This is a genomic window from Pseudoalteromonas sp. CO342X, from assembly GCF_004208915.1.
GTDB classification, from domain to species: Bacteria; Pseudomonadota; Gammaproteobacteria; order Enterobacterales; family Alteromonadaceae; genus Pseudoalteromonas; species Pseudoalteromonas maricaloris.
This window is the reverse complement of sequence record NZ_SGPH01000013.1, coordinates 207,636-225,091: the sequence shown is the minus strand read 5'-3', so window position 1 is coordinate 225,091 and position 17,456 is coordinate 207,636. Positions and strand designations below refer to the sequence as shown.

Below are 17,456 nucleotides of genomic sequence, written 5' to 3'. Positions count from 1 at the left end.
TTAGTGATCAACCACTAAAACACGGATCCTTTTAATCACTTCATAAACTGCAGAAATGAAAGCGCTTACATTTCAATCCATAACAACCCCGAACAATTGAAAAATATAGCGCTTTTCAAACACACAAGCTTTACTACACACCTTTCAGCGCGGTGTAATCGTATGTTGAATGTTAAACCTAACATGTAAGCGCTTACATTAACAAGAAAATAACAACAATTGTTATATTTTTTACTTTTATCAATTGATGGACTAACGACAAATCGAGCGCTGTGACCAAAGCACACTCAGGGAAATAAAAGTCAAACCGCTGAGGTCAACAGACACGATGGATCTCATATTCAAAGAAAAGTGGACTGTTTTCATCATGCACTTGCTGTGAAAACCCCAGCTTTTTGAGCAACTGAATGGACGCATGGTTGGATTGCTCCACTCCCGCAATGAGGGTACTCCAAAGCTCTGCATTGATAACTGCATGGATAAACCCTTGCAGCAATTCACTGGCGTAACCTTTGCCCCAGTGTTCTTCAGCCAATAAGTAACCGATATGCGCATCACTTTCGTTTTCAACGTAAACAAACAAGAAGCCAATTGTCTCATGCTGCCCAAGCTTAACTTGCAGTAAGCGGCTCTCTGAACGCATACGCTGAAACCAGTTTTCGGCCTGTTTTGTTGAGTCAATACCATGAAAATAAGGGGGAAGGTTTTCAACCACGTTAGAACTCAGGACATGGGGAATTTGCTCTATCAGCCGTTCACGCTCGAGTGCCGGAAAATCGTCGTTAACCTCAATAATATGCAACCTTAAGGTCTGAAATGATAATGCCATTAGCTTCCTACTTTTTATCAACTCGATTGTTATCCTAACTAGGATACTAGCATTGCTTCTTTTAATGTGTAAGGCGCACGCAGCTATTTGCCGCAACAATTGGTTGGATATAGGTTGTACAATCAACAAGATTGACATGCACAAAAGTCCAACGCTGTCATTTTTACTTGCTTGATAAAAATTCAATATAATAAACAACTTAAAAAACAAACAACTAAAAGATCTACTGAAGTTATTTGCCATCCCCGCTTGAAATATGTTTAAAAATTAAACACATTGTTTAACAGATAAGTACTTAGAAATAGGTATTTATCTACATTACCGAATAATCAAAGATAACAAAATAACTGGATACAACATGAAACTGAAAAAAGTAAAATTAAAAAACCTTAACGCAAACAAAGCGCTAGATGCTAAACAAACGAAAGAAATAGCAGGCGGAACCGGCGCTTACAGTAAAGACTACGGCGCATGCTATACCGCTCCTGAATTTTGCCCAACAGTTTATATCTGCTAAGTATGCCAAGCCCAGCAACTAGCTGGGCTTGGCTGTGTTTCTCAATCAAGCTATCTTTTTAATTTTACATAGAACTCTTACAGCTAACGTTACTCTACTTTTGCAAAATATTCGTCTTAATTGAAAGTCACCAACCTTATTCAAGACTGTCAGGTGAGCTTAGCATAGGCCTTTAATAACTGGGTGATTTTCCTCCCTATAAAACATGGACATAAACTTAAAAAGTACTAAGAAACTATTTTAAAATATTTTTATTTCATAAAGCATTTGCAGAACCTCATAGTATTTTTTAGTAATTAATATTTCACTCGCACCAAGAAAAATTAGACTATAATTTGTCGGTAACGTGAGGAGGGATTCGATGAAAATTATATTCTTGATGGCAGCCTTTTTTCTTTTTCACAATCTTCAGGCGGCTGCTTCACCTGAAGCTCGCATGATACTGGCTGTTGATTATAGCAAGCTGTCAGATGATGAAATTGGTCAGGTCAACAAACTCTTGATCGAAATGCAGCCTCAAGACGAGTACTTCGAACATACGGTAGCAGAGAACGAAAATCTTTACTCTATCATACAAAACTACACTAGATATTCTGATGGTGCCTCTCCATTATCAGTCACCCAAATTGCAAACGCAGTAGCTAAAGCTAGTGGTGTTGGTAACTTGAATATAATTAGACAAGGTCAAACTCTTCAATTTCCATCACTGCCAGTGCGTCCTTTCCGTGAAGGTGCATCATATAATCAATATCAAGAGTTTAACCTTGAAACAAAGGAGCTAGCAATTTGCTCCGCAGATGGGTGTGATCCTGTTGGTTTACCAAAAACCTTGATTAACAATCAACGTCGCAGCCTTGCTGACTCAGGTGCACTGTCAATATCCGTAAGTAAAATAGCCCCTCGTGAATTTGAGAAAATAGACGTACTACTCTCAAACCTCGGCTCAAAGGCAACTTTAATACCTTCTGGATATGTTGAAATTGAACTACTGCAAGATGACTTTGGAGTTTCACCAACAATAGTAAAATCCCACCTTCCACAGGCTCCAAGTGCTGGAGCTGCATCTCTATATATAGTGGATAAATTTTCAGAAGACAATTGTGCACACGGTAATCTCGTTGAAGATGTTGTTAGAGATACACTGACTAAGCTTCAAGCATGGGATGAGTTAAAGGCAAGAGTTCATAGGCTTGAACTAGATTTTTGGAAAGACCCTGAAAAAGGAATTAAAATAATCCGGAATTTTATAGACTCTAAATATGCTGACTTTCATGCTAAACAGCTATTCGAGAAAGAGCTTTACGATATAAAAAAAGACGTCGAAAGAGGCGCTGCTCGTGATGGTATCCCAGCCTTATATTTGAGAGCATTGTTGGAAAACGTTGAAGCCGACAATGGTATTCCAGTTTTATCAGCTTCCTTTTGGGTAAAAGATCAAGGAATAAGAATTCTACCTCGGGATCATAGGTTTTATGAGCGGACCTTCATCTTTGCTGCTACACCAAATTTATCTCTCGAAATTGAGTCAGCGAGCCTTCCTGAACCTCAAGGGAGTGTATACTCAAATCGTTCTCGCTCTGCAATTCTTGTTTCGGCTTTTGACGCTAACCTTGCTATTACAAGTATGTTTTCACGTAATGGAGATGGAATAGAATTCATTGATTTAGGTACTGTCACAGGTCAATTTGGTCATTGTAAAAACCGTAACGACCATGGCAGTAGCTTTGCAACTCCAAAAATAGCAGCATTGGTATTCAAACTCGCAAATGAATCTCCACGCGACAAAGTAATTAGGCGAGTTTTACTCAGTGCCGATATACAAGAAAAGTTTGTGAATAGAGTTCAGGCTCCTGGCTCACCTAGGCTAGATCTTGCCAACCTTGATTCTGGCCTCTACGGAATTAAGCATAATGGAATTATTGAACGATTAAGTTCCACTTCAAAGAAACACACTTTAACGGTTGATCAGATTAAGCAACCTTTTGGCCTTGTCAGCGGAAATACCCCCTCTATCGCAGGTGTATTTTTCGGAGTAAATGATACGTACGTATTCAGAGAATCTCTCTGGAGGTGGAGCCAAGCTAAGGTAAGTACATTCAGTATTGTAACAGACATAGGCACTATTGAACTTAGTGAGTTGAAACTGAAATATAAAGGAGTCATTGCTTTATGAAAAAATACTGTCTTATAAGTATTATTTTTAGCACATTATATATTACGGGTTGTGACGAAGATTATAATGGAATAATGCGAGAAAAAGTACGTAACGCTTTAGGTGAAGATTACAATAACTACTACTTTTTCTCTTATCCAACTGATAATTTTGGAATCGGTACTATCCACGTTTTAAATAAACCCAACGAACCGATAAACACATCAAATCAATATTGCGCGACATATAGCTGCCTAGGCCTGGAGAAAAATAGAGTCTTAGGCAAGTCAACTATAGACTTAGACGGATTTGCAAGCACAGGCTTAAAAGGCGGAGTCATTACATTCTCTGAGAATGAATCAAAAAGCCTTGGCTTGAGCTTTGTCTTGCCCCAATTATTCGCAGCTCTTGGTCTTAATGGTAATTTCGAAAAGGAATCTGTTACACGGGCCAAAATCACTCTTGGCCAAGCATACCCAAGAACCCTTGAACGAAGAAAGTTTAGAGAGTTTATCACTAGAGCAGATATTGGCGCGGATACATTCCTTAGAGAAGCTTTTATGGAAGGACGTCTTGCCGTCGTTGTATCCGACGTAGTTATTGAAAATATGACAGTAGAAATTATGGTTGATTCTAAATTACAATCAGGGCTAGATGCTAAGCTAATTGAGATTCCAGGAGGGGCTTTTTCTGATTCACAAGTAGGCTTCAAGCTAAGTTCTTCCTCCCAAGGAACATTTGTATTTGAAGTGAAAAACCCTGTTATCTTAGCAAAATTTACTAAGAAACAACCCAGGGGGGGAGAATTAGCAGATGAGAACTCGTGGGATGATTGGATTGCTATCCCGACGATTTCAGAAAGCTCAGAATAGATATCAAAATAATTTCCCAATCTTACTCACGACAGCACCAAAATTGAGACAGTTACTAGATCACCATGGCGTGCTGGCAAAATAGTGAGACAAATAGTCTATCAATGCCCTCACGGTTGGAGACATATACTTTCTCGAAGAATAGAGCACGTATATATTCATATCGCTTGGCTTCCAATCAGGCAATACCTGCTTAAGCTCGCCAGATTTGATGTAGCGGTTAACCAAATAAGTGGGTTGAATTGCCAGACCAGCGCCATTTAACGCTGCGTGCAATAAGGCCGTTGCTTCGTTCGCAGTTAAACGGCAGTTTACGGCTACCGACTGTTGTGAGTTACCTTTGCGCAAATGCCAGATATGCTGCTGAAAGTTCTTATACCCGAGGCACAAGTGCTCAGCTAGATCATCTGGCTTTTTAATTTCACTTGTATTCGCAAGGTATTGCGGCGACGCCACGATAACTGAGCTACATACTGCAATTGATTTACCAATCAAAGAAGGGTCCGGTGCAGAGGCAATACGAATAGCCAGATCTATCTGACTTTCAGTGAGATCGGCCACAGAATCTTGCAAATCAATGTCAATATTTACGTCAGGATGTGCTGACATAAACTGTTGAATAGCGGGCACTAGTTGAGAAAAGCCAAAAGACATACTGGTTGCTAGTCGAACCGTACCAGACAGTTTGCCGCTGGTATTCGCCAAGCCGGTTATGGTGTCGGCTTGCCTCAGCCACTGTCTCACTTCTTCCAAGCAGCACTCCCCTGCTGTCGTTAAAGACACCCTTCTCGTGGTGCGATGTAATAAACGAATGTTTAGCCAGCTCTCCATTGCTTCAATGTACCGAGTTACCATAGGGCGAGACATATCTAGCCTGTCAGCCGTCGCGGTAAAGCTACCTGTGATTGCAACGTCGGCAAAGACCTTAGCAGCGGTAAGTTTATCCATTCATTTGCTCGATTTATGAAACAATGATGTTTAGTTTGGCATGTTTTTCTGAGCCTATCAATTTCATATCATCTGCTCCGTACTAAACCTATTGAGGCAAAAGATATGAAACACCTAACGTTGATAGCAGCATCGATTTTATTAGCGAGCAATGCGATGGCAGCAAACACCACCCCACTTACACTGGATGTTTATAACGCTGACAAAAACAGCTTCCACGTTAACTCAACACTGGTGATTGGTGAGAGTGAAGTGATGGTCGTAGATTCAGGTTTTACCAAAGCGGATGCTCTACGCATAGCAGCCAAAGTACTCGACAGCGGCAAAACCTTAAAGACGATTTTTATCAGCCAAGCTGATCCGGACTATTATTTTGGCGCGGAAGTGCTACACACTTTATTCCCTGAAGCTAAGATCCTAACCACAGCGGCCGTAAAAGCAGTGATTGAAGAAAAGCTCGCGGGTAAATTAGCATTCTGGACACCAAAAATGGGGGAAAATGCACCTGTTAAGCCATACATCCCAACAGTTGTAGAGGGAAATACACTCTTTGTAGATGGACACAAAATAGAGATCCACGGCACGCAATCTGAGCTGGCACACCGCCCCTACTTATGGATCCCGTCAAGTAAAGCGGTTCTGGGCAATGTTGCAGTCTACGGTAATGTGCACTTATGGATGGCCGATGCGCAATCCCAACGCAGTCAACAAGCGTGGAGTCGCCAATTAAAAGAGTTAAAAGCACTCAAGCCAGAGGTTGTAATACCTGGTCACATGAAAGCAGGCACCAAACTTGATGCAAGTACCATAAGCTACTCGCAGCAGTATTTAAGCGACTTTAGTCAGGCAAAAAGCAGCAGCAAAAATAGCGCTGAACTGATTGATAGTATGTCTGCACGCTACCCTGATGCAGGATTACCGATGGCGTTGGGTATTGGTGCTAAGGTACATATGGGAGAGATGAAATGGTAAAAGTGCACTACTTCTTCGACCCCATGTGTGGCTGGTGTTACGGTGCGACTTCACTGTTGGATGCGATTGCAGCCAACAGTGACCTCAAGCTTGAACTGCATCCTGGAGGTATGATTGCCAACCAATCTATAGAGAAAGCGTTCCGCAACCACATTCTCACAAGCGATGCGCGTATAGCCAGCATAACAGGCGCGCAGTTTGGCAAAGGTTACATCCAAAGGGTGAAGAGTAACGATCCGATGATCCTTGACTCATACATCACCGCTCGTGCCATCATAACCGCTGAGCAATTGGGCATAGCGCCACTTAACATGCTTAAAACTATTCAGCATGCCCACTATATAGAGAGCAAACAGGTTAACCGAACTGAAGTCATAGAAGGACTCGCGGTAGAGCTTGGGCTAGATAAAAACCACTGGCAACAAGCTATGCTGGCAAACCAAGGGGCTGAGCAAACAAAAATCGCGCAAAGCCGTCTATTAATGCAAAAGCTTCAAGTTACTGGCTACCCCACCCTTATCCTTGAAAAGCATGAGAAACAGATAAAGCTTCCGCATACTGCCTATTACGGTAAGCCCGATGCTTGGCGCCAGTTGATTGATGACTATATACACTAGTTCTATGACAAGCTTTTGAATTGAAATTGGATCAGCTGTTACGCTAATGCGAGCCCCAAAAGGGGCTGTCGGCATATCCGCTACACAACTTTGACGTTGTCACACCAATTTGCATTTAGATTGCAACTAACCTTGCCTCTGAATTATCTAACTTTTTGGAATTGCCAATCCTTTAATTCGATAACGGACATGCTTTTATCAGCGGTTAGTTCGTAGAACTTACCCGGTCTAAGTTCTACTATAAATTCATTATCTGCTTGTCCACTGTAAACCTTGCTCTGTAAATCCCCCCAAGCAAGATGTAAATCGCTGTCTCTCTGTTTAATAGTCAACCGTCCAACTTCCGTGTTTTCGTATACACCTTCAAGTAATGACTTAAGCGAAGGTGATATGCTCCGGCGTTTTGACAAATCTTCTCTTTTAGCGGCAAGTTCTGCCTTTGCTTTCTCGACATAAACAGCAAGATCAGTCATCTCCTCTTGATGGAATTCAATAAGCTTACTCACATCTTGATTAGTTAACATTTTATAAGCGATTTCAGTTATTCTGCCATTTAACTCATTTGCAATGAGCCCACTTTCGTTATGAACAACAACGACACCAAGATTTTTTTCGGGAGCGTAAGATACTTGAACAGAAGCGCCATCAAATCCCCCTGTGTGCATTAACACACTTTCACCAGCGACTTTTGAGTGCATCCATCCCCATCCATAGCCGGAAAAATAGCTATCAATATCACTAACCAGTAGTTGTTGAGACGCTCTTACAACCGACTTGGGAAACGCTGAGCGCTCTGCATTTATTGGTAGCAAGTGGGTTATCAACTTACCCCAATCATTTGGTCTGGCAAAGATACCCACTGAATACAAAGTCGCATTGTTTTTATTCATATAAATCTCAGATTGACCACTTCGAAATTTATATGAATATGGGCTTGGAATAGGCCAATTTTGCAATCTCGCTTGGTCAACATCTGCTGTTGAATTTTTCATTCCTGCAGGTGAAAGCACTAGCTCTTTAATCGCGTTGGGCCATCCTCCTTCATAGTTCTCATCAAACCATATTGCTAAAAGATTGTACCCAAGGTTTGTGTAACCAAACTTACCTTTTTTAATTTTCGGGTGCGGTTTTAGCGAGGAAACAAAATGAAGTCGTTGCTTTTTGTCATGGTTTCCAGTGTAAGAAAAAGTCCATGTCATCGCGTCATTTGTTAACCCGGAGCGATGAGACAATAAATCTCTGACTGAGTAGTTGTCAGGATTGATAAAAGAAAACTTAACGTTTGGAAATAACTGCCTCAAAGTAGAGTCCTTAGAAAGCAAACCTTCTTTTTCAGCCTGTAATGTCGCCAGCCCCATTATCGCTTTAGTTGTCGAAGCGAAATAGTAAACCGAATTTGTATCGACAGGGATCTGCTTTTCAACATTCGCCATACCAACGTGAACTTCGTGAGTAATTTGACCATCTTTAATCAATACAACGGATGTGCCTGAAGCCGACTTAGTCAAGGATTTAGCTTTAACGATAAAGTTGTCTAAAGGCGTATATTCTGACGCTACACTGACAGAGCTGATGAAACAAAGTAAATAAACGAAGCAAACAAAAGTTTTACTAGGCATGTAATTCCCTTCTGAATAGATAAGTGCTGCATTGTGCGTTATAGTGTACACAATATCACTGTACGCAATAACGCACAACATAATGAAAGTTAAATCGGAAATTTCCAAAAACCTAGGTGTTAGATTAAAAGACATCAGAAAAGAGAGAGGCCTAAGCCTAGATAAATTGGCCAACATGACCGGCATCTCCAAGGCGATGTTAGGACAAATTGAAAGGTTTGAGTCTAGTCCAACAGTTGAATTATTGTGGAAGTTGGCGCAGGGTATTGGCATAGAGTACACAGTGTTACTTGATCCGAGCGACCTGCAGAATTCGAATAACTCTATCAACCAAGAAGGCTCTATATTTGCTCCTGTTTATTCATCTAACGGGTGCAAAAATACCGAGGTGTTTGTCATTTCTCTCATTCCAAATGATGAACACTTAAGAGAGCCGCATGATAATGTTGCCGAAGAACTTGTTCATGTTCTAGAGGGTCAACTTGAAGTTTTTTATGACGGTGTTTGGCATCTCCTTAAAACTGATCAGAAAACCAAGTTTAGTGCTGCGCAAAAGCATGGTTATAGAGCTTTAGATTCTGCTACAAAGTTTATTAACGTCATAGTTTATAAGTGAATTTCATTTTAACGAATTTTTGCCGATTGACTTTAAACAAGCAGTCTCTGATATTTTAGACTCTGAAGTATTGTAGTGTGCGTCCGCTCATTACTATCTTCAACTTTTGAGCGTCATGCAAAATGTGAGACTTACCCACGCTATCAATACTCAATTACACATTTATGTTAATTCTAGGATATATTGCCTCGTTCATTTTCATTGCAAACAGCATTGGGTGGCTATTCACTTTGTCCTCAAGTGTATGATAATCCTGACCAAAGCCCGTATCATGGAATTGGTTTTCGAAGCTTTTACTTAACTCATTCAACCTAATATTGCCATAAAGGTCCTTTGCTTCGATGCCTTGCCGATCTGCACCAGAGAATCGAACAATTTGCGCAAGTCCTTCATGTACCTGTTCATAGGCATTTTTTAGCTTATTGTTTTCGTTAATTATAGACTCAAGATCCTCACGCAATTTACCGTCTACACTTCCACCAACGAGCTTTAGTGTGCCATCTTCCTCTTGCGATAAATCTAAAGAGCTCAAATCAATTCTTGGATTTAAGCTACTTTGTTCTTTTTTAAATTTTTCAAACTCGCTTAAGGTGGTTGCAAACGCCTCTTGCGTCTCTCCCATCACTTTATAATTTTGTTTGCTAATCTCAAAAGTTTCTTGTTTTAATTTTTGGATTTCTTCTTCTGTTAATACTGGCGTATTTTCGGCTGACAATGCCGCAGCGTTCATCTCCTTCTTTGGTGCTTGAGGTTCGATGTTATGCGCCTTAGCCTCCTTTTTAGCGGTTAAGTTACTGGCTAAATTGACCTGCGAATTAACTAGTGGTGAATTAATCTTCACTGTTTCAGTCCTTGATAGTGGTAAATGTCTGATGCAGAAAACATTAACATTTGTGTTGATTTTCTCAAGGAGAAAAGAAAACAACATTTGTAACCGCTTTTAAAAGACTAAAATACTGTATAAGACATGCTGGCATAGAGAAAGTTAACTCTATGCCACTTTAATGAGGAAGTTAAGGTATAGGTCAGTAATGATATTTTCACTACACAAACCAGGTTTTAGTGACAAAAAACTGCCTTACTCTTTTCAATATTAACGACTAGACAATTAAGAAATTAATTCTTCGTAATTCGTCATCATTGGGCGAACTTCTATATCCCATTGCTGACACATCTATTTCGCTTTGGTTTGCATTTACTGCAAGGCTCTTTACACCTTCCTGAGGATCTTTAATACTCAAAATTTCCAAAGTACCGAGTACGTTACCGCTGTCTCCGCCAATAAAATCAATATCTAACTCACCATGGTGGCCTGTTTTAGCGACCACCTTAAAGACGCCATGTTCACCTCGAGGGATTACTTTACCATCAATTGAACTGCCATCACCCTCAACCCAAGAGTCTCGAGTGACTTTCGTAGTAATTGATTGGTTTGTTCTATTCTTAATTGTGACATTCGCTGGACTGGACATAAACAAACTCCTTCTTTCGAACTTGTGCTTGAAGGCCTTCCCTCAAGCTGCGTACAAAGTATAGAAACGAAAAATGAGTAAGGACATTACAGCGCATTACAAAAAGTACTGATGGGATTTGCCATATTTTTACTCAGTGATAAACGTATGAAAAATGATTGAAACAACTTACTAGCGTCTGAAAATAACCCAGTGTTGGCTTCCATGTACTCGAGCAACAGTTGGCAAGCAAACGTAATGTGATTCATCCATGGCAAACTTTTAACTCCACAACTGGCCGACACCCAGCGATCAGATGAAGGGTTATATGTAGTCTTAACTCTTACCCAATTTACTTGTTGCGCCTCTTGGGCATCAACTTCAATAATTGGGGTACGTTTCTCCTGGAGTTGATTCAAGTGAACCGAAGTTGGTTCCTTTACGCTTAGACTGGTACATATCACATGACTGGCTTGCGATAAAACTCCCTTTTGCAGGGGTAGCAGCGGCAGTAAGGCCACACAAATTAGCTAACTATACATTTTTAAACAAATTAATTTTGAGTAATTCAATAATACTTGAGTCTACAAGGGAGCATTAACAACCAACATAAAGGATTTTGCTTTGCTTATAACAAACTTACAATCATCATTTAAATTCGCTCATTTAGCGTTATTAACCTTACTATTAAGCGCGTGTGGTTCAGATATAACTCAAACTTCACCCTTAGTTGATGAAGCTGAGCTCCCAAAAGAAGTGGGTATTGCGCAAGATGGTGCATTAAAGCAGCATTTAGAAAGTATTCGACAGGCATATAATGTACCTGCAATTACGGCTATAACAGTAAAAGATGGCTTAGTGTACGAAATTGCCAGCACAGGCTATCGTGATATACAAAGCCTTGAGCCTGTAAGCGATAATGATCGTTGGGCGATCGGCTCTGTCGCAAAATCTATGACCGCTTTGCTCGCCGCTCGTTTAGTTGAACAAGGCTTCATTACTTTTGACACTACCGTCATAGATATATTTCCTGAACTTAAAGGCCAAATTCGACCAGAACATGAGACAATTACTTTACAGAATCTGTTGAGCATGACATCCGGATTACAAAAGGACATAGATGTAAAAGATCAGCAGTGGTACGACAATACTAAGCCTTTAACCGAATTAAGATATGAGCTAACAAAAGAGGTGCTTAATACCGCTGCAGTGAAAACCCGAAGCGAGTTTTGGTATAGTAATGTTGGTTATGTGATAGCAGGACATATGTTAGAGCGAGTCAGCAATCAGACTTGGGAGTGGCTTATTGGCGCAGAAGTCTTTGGGCAATTAGGCATCACTAATTATGGTTTTGGTGAACCGAGCTTTGAGAGCGCGAAGCAGCCTAAAGGGCATATTTACGAAAATGGTCACTGGCATGGGGTAACTGAAGAAAAAAAAGTTGCTCCAAAAGTATATGGTCCTGCCGGTACGGTGAATATCAGTTTACCTGAGCTTGCTGTTTATTTTTCTTCGGTATTAGAGGGAATGCAGGGAGGTGACAATATTGTGAGTAAAGAGAGTTACAAAATGTTGCTCTCGCCTTATAGTAAAATTCAAGACAGCCATTCTGAGTATGCGATGGGCTGGTATGTCAAGTCAGATAAAACGGCTTTTGGTCATGACGGCTTTACGGGCGCATTTTCGGTCAGTAGCCTGCTTTATCCTAGTCAAAATAACGCTTATTTTGCGGCAGTAAATGGCGATACAGATAACGCAACCAAAGCACTCTCGCAAGCGTTAGAAGTACTGATGAAAAGAAACTCTATAGAATAGTCAATTTGATAGCGTAGGCAAATGAAGCATCGACGTTATATTCTATTAGGGCCTGAAACCCATCGCGCTTGGTATTCGACGCTGATGCCACACCTTAAGGCAGAGGGTCAATCTTGTAGTAACTATTAGGGTCAGATCTTGCTTATTGCCTTCATGTTCTTTTCTAAACGAACAACTGCCGTGAATAAGGTTGGGTATGCGCGAGTTTCGACCACAGATCTGTCTTTAGGTTTACAAGTAGCCAAAATTGAGGAAGCGGATTGCGATAAAGTATTTATTAATATGACTTACTTTGTTGATTTGTAGGTCGAATAAATCGTGCAACGCCGCCATCCGACAAACCTTTTGCACAGCAGTTACACTTTTTTCATAACTCAGTTGGAAAGTGCCTACGACTTTTCCAACCTACGGGAACACGCTAATAAAGCGTTGTTGATCTAACGAACGAAGAATAAGTGTTTTATTTGATTTAGTTTTTAAATTTAGAAAGATAGGAATTAGTATGTTTTAGTATAGTTTTGAATACTATTAATAAAACTTACACTTCAAACAACAAATATTGCGGTTTGAAGTAACTTACAAATTTATAGTGAAAATCATACTAAATACATAAAGAAAAATTAAAACAATAAGGTATATTAGTAAAAAATTAGTAAGCAAAAAAGATAAGTCAAAAGCATAACGGTTCAATTGTATTGGGCATTTTGGCTTTCCATGTGTCAAAAGCGGATCTTCAACGCCCTGCTCAGCGAGCAATTTATCCGAGTGCAGTTTAAGCCTTAATAAACAGCGAAAAATAGTAGGCTAAAATTAGCGACGAAGGAGCGTAAGTCTACTGTCTTGCGTCCACAGTTTAATGAATTTGTTATGTTTATCTTATCTTTAGCAAAGAATCCATCTTGTTAAGAGACTCAACAATTTGAGGCACAAGTTCACCTTTTAATTGCGGAACGCCCAAATCATCTGAATAAATGGCTTCCCTCATGACCTCGCCATATTTTCGGTACTCATTAGTAAGCTTCTGGTAATGAGAATCAGATATTTTAAACTGAAGCGCACTAACCAATGCGTAGTCAAGCCCGCAACTACTAGGGTCATTAACTTTCTCTCGTATTGCACTTTTCAAAGGAACTACAACTTCGTTATATTCTTTACGTTTATCGCGACCTAAAGCGAAGTTGTGGCCTAATAAAGCACCAACTGCTACTCCAAACATCCCAGTAAGTATAGGATTCTGTAGAAGGCCTTTTGTTAGATCAAGCATATCCTCTAGGCTTCCTCTGTAAACATAACGCCGCTTTAAGCAGTGAGTAACTGTTGGCTAAAATGTGTAGCGAAGCGAAATCGAGCCAACAGTTACGAATCCAATTTTAAGGCTTGGTTATCGGTGTTTATTAAAGAATCTTTTTATATTTATGCACATTTACATTACAAATTTCGTATAAATAAACCGATTTAAATACCTTTTGTTTTGCTAAATCGCTTTTTAAAGTTCCGGGTAAATTATTTGCAACTTCATCAAGGTCAAAGAAAGGACCAAACAACCCTACTAAAAGTATTCCTTTTCCGTTTGAGTTGGCTATAGCAGTCATTGTTGGTTTATTGAGCTTTTCCGAAATAACTGAAACAACTTTGTTCGTAGTTGTTTCATCCGGGTCTACAACTAAACCACCCTGTGCTGGTCTATGCGCAACATCATCAGCTGCATAGGATGTAATACTAATGGCAACATCTTGGCTATAAAATGCGTCAGTAATTTCTATCCAAGTATCAGCTCCATCAATTTCAACAAAAGCATCTGGTGGATCTGGTTGAGTTTTTACTGTTAGTGATTGCCCTTTGCCTTTCAAGTGTTCACCGAATGAAGCTAAAACACTATTTTCGTGCACCTCTTTAATATCTCTGCGCGAAACCATAAGAATACCTATAACACCCGCATAATAGGCGTGAGCCTGCGAGCGTCCTAATTAATGCGTTTGTTATGAGTTTATGCACAAAGCCGAATAGCGCTTTTAATATCACCAACATATTCAATATTAGCGTTGGAAAACTCTGTTTTTATCGGTTCTCTAATGTCGAATGGAGAACCAAAATCCGACTTGTTTGAGGATATGAAAATAACTCTATTGGAAAACCCACCTGCTTTAAGACGATTTCCAAGCTCAATATAGTGTTCAACAATCAAACAATCCTTAAACTCAGACTTTCCCTTTGATGCAGGCGCAATACACTGAATAACCCTATTTGATGCACGTTGAATACATATCGCATCACTCTCTATGAGAGTTAATGATTCCCTCAATTCATTTGAAATCGATTTTAGATTTTGCTCTAAATTATAACTAGTAAAATGCTTTGGGTACGTCCATTTTTCTGATGAAGTTGAATGTTCTAGAGCCTCTTTAAACACTAATGCGCGTTTATGTAGATTCTTAACTGAATTTCTGGTGTCTGTCTCGACGATCTCAATATTATTCGCCCACTCGGTGTCAACAACCTCACTCGAAATAAGCCAATTGTCATCGCTAGAAGTAAACGTAGAAGCGGCAGATATAATTTCAGGACTTATATTATCTCGAACGGCAGAACGAACGATATCAAGTAACGCGCAAGTATCGAACAGTATCACTGGCTTTGGATTAGCTAATATCCTATTTACAACAGTATCAATACTATAAGACATTACTTCCCCTCATAGTATTCCAGCAAGTTCAATGAATACTCAAATTCACAAGCCAGCTCAAATGAAAAGTCTTCTGTCCATCCATCTTCCATAAGAAATTTTTGCACATCTTCCGGGCTGATGCTTTTTTCTGATTTATGAAGTAGGGTAATAAATTCAAACCAGCGCTCTCTATCACAAGGATGCGTGCTTCCTGTAGATTTGTTTGCTGCTGATGAAAATACTCTCAAGCTTCGAGCGCAATCACTACCTATGAGGTCTTCTATCGAATATATATCCGATGTCAGCTCGACAGAGCCACCTAAATTTTCAGCTAGCTCTTTGATCCCATAGTTGTAGAACTCTAGAAGAACTTTATTGTAGTCATCTGTTTTTAACTGATTGATTTCCCTAGGCACTATGTTTGATATGTATAGAGTTCTCTCATCTCTCTCCGCTATCCATAGCTTAGAATCAAGTCCGTCTTTATGGTTTCTATTGAAACAGTACATTTTGACGCCTGAAAATGAAGGAACTTCTCCTTCTCTTTCCTGGCCCCTACTCCATTCTGAGGGGAGTATTTTTGATAACTCAGAAATAAAATTCTCAAAGCTTTCTTTCGCTATCGAAATGTTTAGCTCTCTAAATCTTTTCATTCTTTATATACTCTTATGTCTGATTGTATTTGCAGTACCTAATGACTCATAACAATCTTAATCTACGAGCGATTCGGTCGTTTTTCTGCCTTAAACCGCCTCGAGTTTCTACTAACGAGATTTTTAGCATATCGGATAACTTATTACTACAAATAGCTTTCTGCCTTTAAAGCTAAAATTGCTTGAGGATAAAAACGACCCAATTGCTCGTTTTCCTGACTATACGAGAAACTTGTAAATGAACAACCGAAAATATCTGCTTTTCGCTCTTTCACGTCATTCCTATCTATTTTGAAGCCTATTCACTATCCACCTATAGCTGCATGGTTTTAGCTCACTTAAATCAGCTTCACGCCTTTCAGCATTAAGCTTCTCAAGCTGTTCTAGAAACTGGTCATACACCTTCTGGTATCTCACCACCGTATGCGTGCGAAGGTATTCGTTTATCACTTCATCAATGAGGTCATGTACTTCTTGAGGCAGTTGCTTGGTTCGGTTGCCTTTGGCCTTATGTTTGGGCATTAGTGCGTGTTTATCCCAACCGCTTTCCACAGAGGTTTTGTTCCAATGGGCTAGCGTGCGCCATGACGGTGGGCTGCTGTCGTTTATTTCAACCGCCTTTTGCGCAATAAACGGGGTTAACCATTTCTCGGTATAGGCTGGAACACTTTGCTCAGTTGCGCCTTGCACATACTTATAACGTCGCTGCATTTCTTTTTTGGATGCAACATTTTCCGCAGTTTCAGCTTTAGGCTTTTTAACGTTACTGATTGGTTTAAAGGTTAACTTGGTTGGTAGCTCACGCCGCGCGATGGTTCTGAGCTGGCCGTTTGAAACCAGTTGTTCAAGTTTTGGCTTTGCAAAATTAAACCGCCCACCGCTTTCAATATCCGTCAACACCACATCACTACCCGCAATGCTTTCAACCGCAAAGTAGGAGCATGAATGCTCCGATAGGCGTTTAACTAAAATCAGGTCGGGGTTTTGCAAGTCCATTGTGATGGCGTTTCCTAAAACAACGGCAAATCATAGTTCAAATAGCGTATACCCTAATTGAACATCACCAATACTGGTTAAAAGTGTTCATTTAGGGTGGTTTAAGGCGTTAGTACGCACTATGTTTATTTAGTCTAGATGCTAAATGAACAATTGCCATGAGTAAGATTGGATATGCGCGAGTTTCGACTATTGATCAGTCTTTAGATATACAGATAGCCAAACTTGAAGAAGCGGGCTGTGACAAGGTGTTTACCGATATGGCATCAGCGTCGAATACCAAACGCGATGGGTTTCAAGCCCTACTTAGCTACCTTCGTGCTGGTGACACCTTAATAGTGACTCGAGTCGATCGTATCGCTCGTTCCGTACTCGACTTACAAACCTTAGTAAACCACCTAAAATCCAACGATATTCAGCTACAAGCGCTAGAGCAATCCATCTCAACCGACTCAGCTTCAGGCAAAGCCTTTTTAGATATGCTTGCCGTGTTCGCCGAGTTTGAACTTAATATCAGAAAAGAACGCCAGCTCGAGGGCATTGCAGCCGCTAAAAAAGCCGGTAAATACAAAGGCCGCAAGCCAATATCTGAAAACGTAAAACTTGATATCCACCGCTTGTACAAGCAAAATCAACCTATTGCAGCAATCGCTAGAGAGCTAAAACTCTCTAGGAATACAGTTTATAAAGCTATTAAATTAAAAAAATAGCTTTTAGTGGTAGACAATCATAAG

Annotated in this window: 18 protein-coding genes; 8 read left to right on the top strand and 10 right to left on the bottom strand. The window is 40.1% G+C overall.

Annotation, left to right across the window (positions count from 1 at the left end):
* Positions 1–316 precede the first annotated feature (316 nt).
* Positions 317–829 (bottom strand): GNAT family N-acetyltransferase, encoded by a 513-nt coding sequence (locus tag EXT47_RS05685; protein ID WP_130126073.1) that lies wholly within the window; start codon positions 827–829, stop codon positions 317–319.
* A gap of 358 nt (positions 830–1,187) precedes the next feature.
* Here EXT47_RS05685 and EXT47_RS23820 point away from each other — a divergent pair, with 358 nt between their 5' ends.
* The 3 genes from EXT47_RS23820 to EXT47_RS05675 all read left to right on the top strand — a co-directional run bounded on the left by EXT47_RS23820 (position 1,188) and on the right by EXT47_RS05675 (position 4,370).
* Entirely contained in the window at positions 1,188–1,346 is a 159-nt protein-coding gene (locus tag EXT47_RS23820; RefSeq protein WP_157782784.1) for a hypothetical protein, read from the top strand.
* A 361-nt stretch (positions 1,347–1,707) separates the two neighbouring features.
* Complete coding sequence (locus EXT47_RS05680; protein ID WP_130126072.1) at positions 1,708–3,519, top strand: hypothetical protein; 1,812 nt, start codon at positions 1,708–1,710, stop codon at positions 3,517–3,519.
* Positions 3,516–4,370: a hypothetical protein gene (locus tag EXT47_RS05675; RefSeq protein WP_130126071.1), complete on the top strand. Its 855-nt coding sequence runs from the start codon at positions 3,516–3,518 to the stop codon at positions 4,368–4,370. Before EXT47_RS05680 ends, EXT47_RS05675 begins: the two co-directional genes overlap by 4 nt.
* A 60-nt stretch (positions 4,371–4,430) precedes the next feature.
* On the opposite strand, the gene EXT47_RS05670 is transcribed toward EXT47_RS05675, so the two are convergent.
* Entirely contained in the window at positions 4,431–5,318 is an 888-nt protein-coding gene (locus tag EXT47_RS05670) for a LysR family transcriptional regulator (RefSeq protein ID WP_130126070.1), read from the bottom strand.
* 105 nt (positions 5,319–5,423) lie between these two features.
* On the opposite strand from EXT47_RS05670, the gene EXT47_RS05665 reads away from it, so the two are divergent.
* Together EXT47_RS05665 and EXT47_RS05660 are read left to right on the top strand one after the other, a co-directional pair.
* Positions 5,424–6,290: an MBL fold metallo-hydrolase gene (locus EXT47_RS05665; protein WP_130126069.1), complete on the top strand. Its 867-nt coding sequence runs from the start codon at positions 5,424–5,426 to the stop codon at positions 6,288–6,290.
* Entirely contained in the window at positions 6,284–6,907 is a 624-nt protein-coding gene (locus EXT47_RS05660) for a DsbA family protein (RefSeq protein ID WP_130126068.1), read from the top strand. The genes EXT47_RS05665 and EXT47_RS05660 overlap by 7 nt, the downstream gene beginning before the upstream one ends.
* A gap of 143 nt (positions 6,908–7,050) precedes the next feature.
* Here the strand turns inward: EXT47_RS05660 and EXT47_RS05655 are convergent, their stop codons facing one another.
* Positions 7,051–8,526 (bottom strand): serine hydrolase, encoded by a 1,476-nt coding sequence (locus EXT47_RS05655; RefSeq protein WP_165383797.1) that lies wholly within the window; start codon positions 8,524–8,526, stop codon positions 7,051–7,053.
* Positions 8,527–8,608: 82 nt separating this feature from the next.
* On the opposite strand from EXT47_RS05655, the gene EXT47_RS05650 reads away from it, so the two are divergent.
* A complete protein-coding gene (locus EXT47_RS05650) occupies positions 8,609–9,142 on the top strand; it encodes a helix-turn-helix domain-containing protein (RefSeq protein WP_130126066.1) in 534 nt (177 codons plus the stop codon).
* A gap of 154 nt (positions 9,143–9,296) precedes the next feature.
* Here EXT47_RS05650 and EXT47_RS05645 read toward each other — a convergent pair whose 3' ends face one another.
* Both EXT47_RS05645 and EXT47_RS05640 read right to left on the bottom strand, forming a co-directional pair.
* Positions 9,297–10,070: a hypothetical protein gene (locus EXT47_RS05645; RefSeq protein WP_223193563.1), complete on the bottom strand. Its 774-nt coding sequence runs from the start codon at positions 10,068–10,070 to the stop codon at positions 9,297–9,299.
* Positions 10,071–10,242: 172 nt separating this feature from the next.
* Entirely contained in the window at positions 10,243–10,614 is a 372-nt protein-coding gene (locus EXT47_RS05640; protein ID WP_039497169.1) for a hypothetical protein, read from the bottom strand.
* Positions 10,615–11,217: 603 nt separating this feature from the next.
* Here EXT47_RS05640 and EXT47_RS05630 point away from each other — a divergent pair.
* Positions 11,218–12,408, top strand: a complete 1,191-nt coding sequence (locus EXT47_RS05630; protein WP_165383796.1) for a serine hydrolase — start codon at positions 11,218–11,220, stop codon at positions 12,406–12,408.
* Between the two features lie 871 nt (positions 12,409–13,279).
* Here EXT47_RS05630 and EXT47_RS05620 read toward each other — a convergent pair.
* From EXT47_RS05620 to EXT47_RS05600, 5 genes are all read right to left on the bottom strand, one after another.
* A complete protein-coding gene (locus EXT47_RS05620) occupies positions 13,280–13,672 on the bottom strand; it encodes a hypothetical protein (protein WP_130126063.1) in 393 nt (130 codons plus the stop codon).
* Positions 13,673–13,802: 130 nt separating this feature from the next.
* Entirely contained in the window at positions 13,803–14,324 is a 522-nt protein-coding gene (locus tag EXT47_RS05615; protein WP_130126062.1) for a hypothetical protein, read from the bottom strand.
* Positions 14,325–14,395: 71 nt separating this feature from the next.
* Entirely contained in the window at positions 14,396–15,091 is a 696-nt protein-coding gene (locus tag EXT47_RS05610; protein ID WP_130126061.1) for a PIN domain-containing protein, read from the bottom strand.
* Positions 15,091–15,726, bottom strand: a complete 636-nt coding sequence (locus EXT47_RS05605; RefSeq protein WP_130126060.1) for a hypothetical protein — start codon at positions 15,724–15,726, stop codon at positions 15,091–15,093. Before EXT47_RS05605 ends, EXT47_RS05610 begins: the two co-directional genes overlap by 1 nt.
* Before the next feature lie 282 nt (positions 15,727–16,008).
* On the bottom strand, positions 16,009–16,722 hold the full coding sequence (locus EXT47_RS05600; protein WP_130126059.1) for a hypothetical protein: 714 nt from the start codon (positions 16,720–16,722) through the stop codon (positions 16,009–16,011).
* Positions 16,723–16,880: 158 nt separating this feature from the next.
* On the opposite strand from EXT47_RS05600, the gene EXT47_RS05595 reads away from it, so the two are divergent.
* Positions 16,881–17,432 carry a recombinase family protein gene (locus EXT47_RS05595; RefSeq protein WP_130126058.1) on the top strand — a complete coding sequence of 184 codons (552 nt, stop codon included), beginning with the start codon at positions 16,881–16,883 and terminating at the stop codon, positions 17,430–17,432.
* The last annotated feature ends 24 nt before the right edge of the window (positions 17,433–17,456 follow it).

Bases quoted from the DNA above. Each gene is read 5' to 3' on its own strand.
- EXT47_RS05685 (WP_130126073.1), bottom strand. From the start codon at position 829: ATGGCATTATCATTTCAGACCTTAAGGTTGCATATTATTGAGGTTAAC.
- EXT47_RS23820 (WP_157782784.1), top strand. From the start codon at position 1,188: ATGAAACTGAAAAAAGTAAAATTAAAAAACCTTAACGCAAACAAAGCG.
- EXT47_RS05680 (WP_130126072.1), top strand. From the start codon at position 1,708: ATGAAAATTATATTCTTGATGGCAGCCTTTTTTCTTTTTCACAATCTT.
- EXT47_RS05675 (WP_130126071.1), top strand. From the start codon at position 3,516: ATGAAAAAATACTGTCTTATAAGTATTATTTTTAGCACATTATATATT.
- EXT47_RS05670 (WP_130126070.1), bottom strand. From the start codon at position 5,318: ATGGATAAACTTACCGCTGCTAAGGTCTTTGCCGACGTTGCAATCACA.
- EXT47_RS05665 (WP_130126069.1), top strand. From the start codon at position 5,424: ATGAAACACCTAACGTTGATAGCAGCATCGATTTTATTAGCGAGCAAT.
- EXT47_RS05660 (WP_130126068.1), top strand. From the start codon at position 6,284: ATGGTAAAAGTGCACTACTTCTTCGACCCCATGTGTGGCTGGTGTTAC.
- EXT47_RS05655 (WP_165383797.1), bottom strand. From the start codon at position 8,526: ATGCCTAGTAAAACTTTTGTTTGCTTCGTTTATTTACTTTGTTTCATC.
- EXT47_RS05650 (WP_130126066.1), top strand. From the start codon at position 8,609: ATGAAAGTTAAATCGGAAATTTCCAAAAACCTAGGTGTTAGATTAAAA.
- EXT47_RS05645 (WP_223193563.1), bottom strand. From the start codon at position 10,070: ATGTTGTTTTCTTTTCTCCTTGAGAAAATCAACACAAATGTTAATGTT.
- EXT47_RS05640 (WP_039497169.1), bottom strand. From the start codon at position 10,614: ATGTCCAGTCCAGCGAATGTCACAATTAAGAATAGAACAAACCAATCA.
- EXT47_RS05620 (WP_130126063.1), bottom strand. From the start codon at position 13,672: ATGCTTGATCTAACAAAAGGCCTTCTACAGAATCCTATACTTACTGGG.
- EXT47_RS05615 (WP_130126062.1), bottom strand. From the start codon at position 14,324: ATGGTTTCGCGCAGAGATATTAAAGAGGTGCACGAAAATAGTGTTTTA.
- EXT47_RS05610 (WP_130126061.1), bottom strand. From the start codon at position 15,091: ATGTCTTATAGTATTGATACTGTTGTAAATAGGATATTAGCTAATCCA.
- EXT47_RS05605 (WP_130126060.1), bottom strand. From the start codon at position 15,726: ATGAAAAGATTTAGAGAGCTAAACATTTCGATAGCGAAAGAAAGCTTT.
- EXT47_RS05600 (WP_130126059.1), bottom strand. From the start codon at position 16,722: ATGGACTTGCAAAACCCCGACCTGATTTTAGTTAAACGCCTATCGGAG.
- EXT47_RS05595 (WP_130126058.1), top strand. From the start codon at position 16,881: ATGAGTAAGATTGGATATGCGCGAGTTTCGACTATTGATCAGTCTTTA.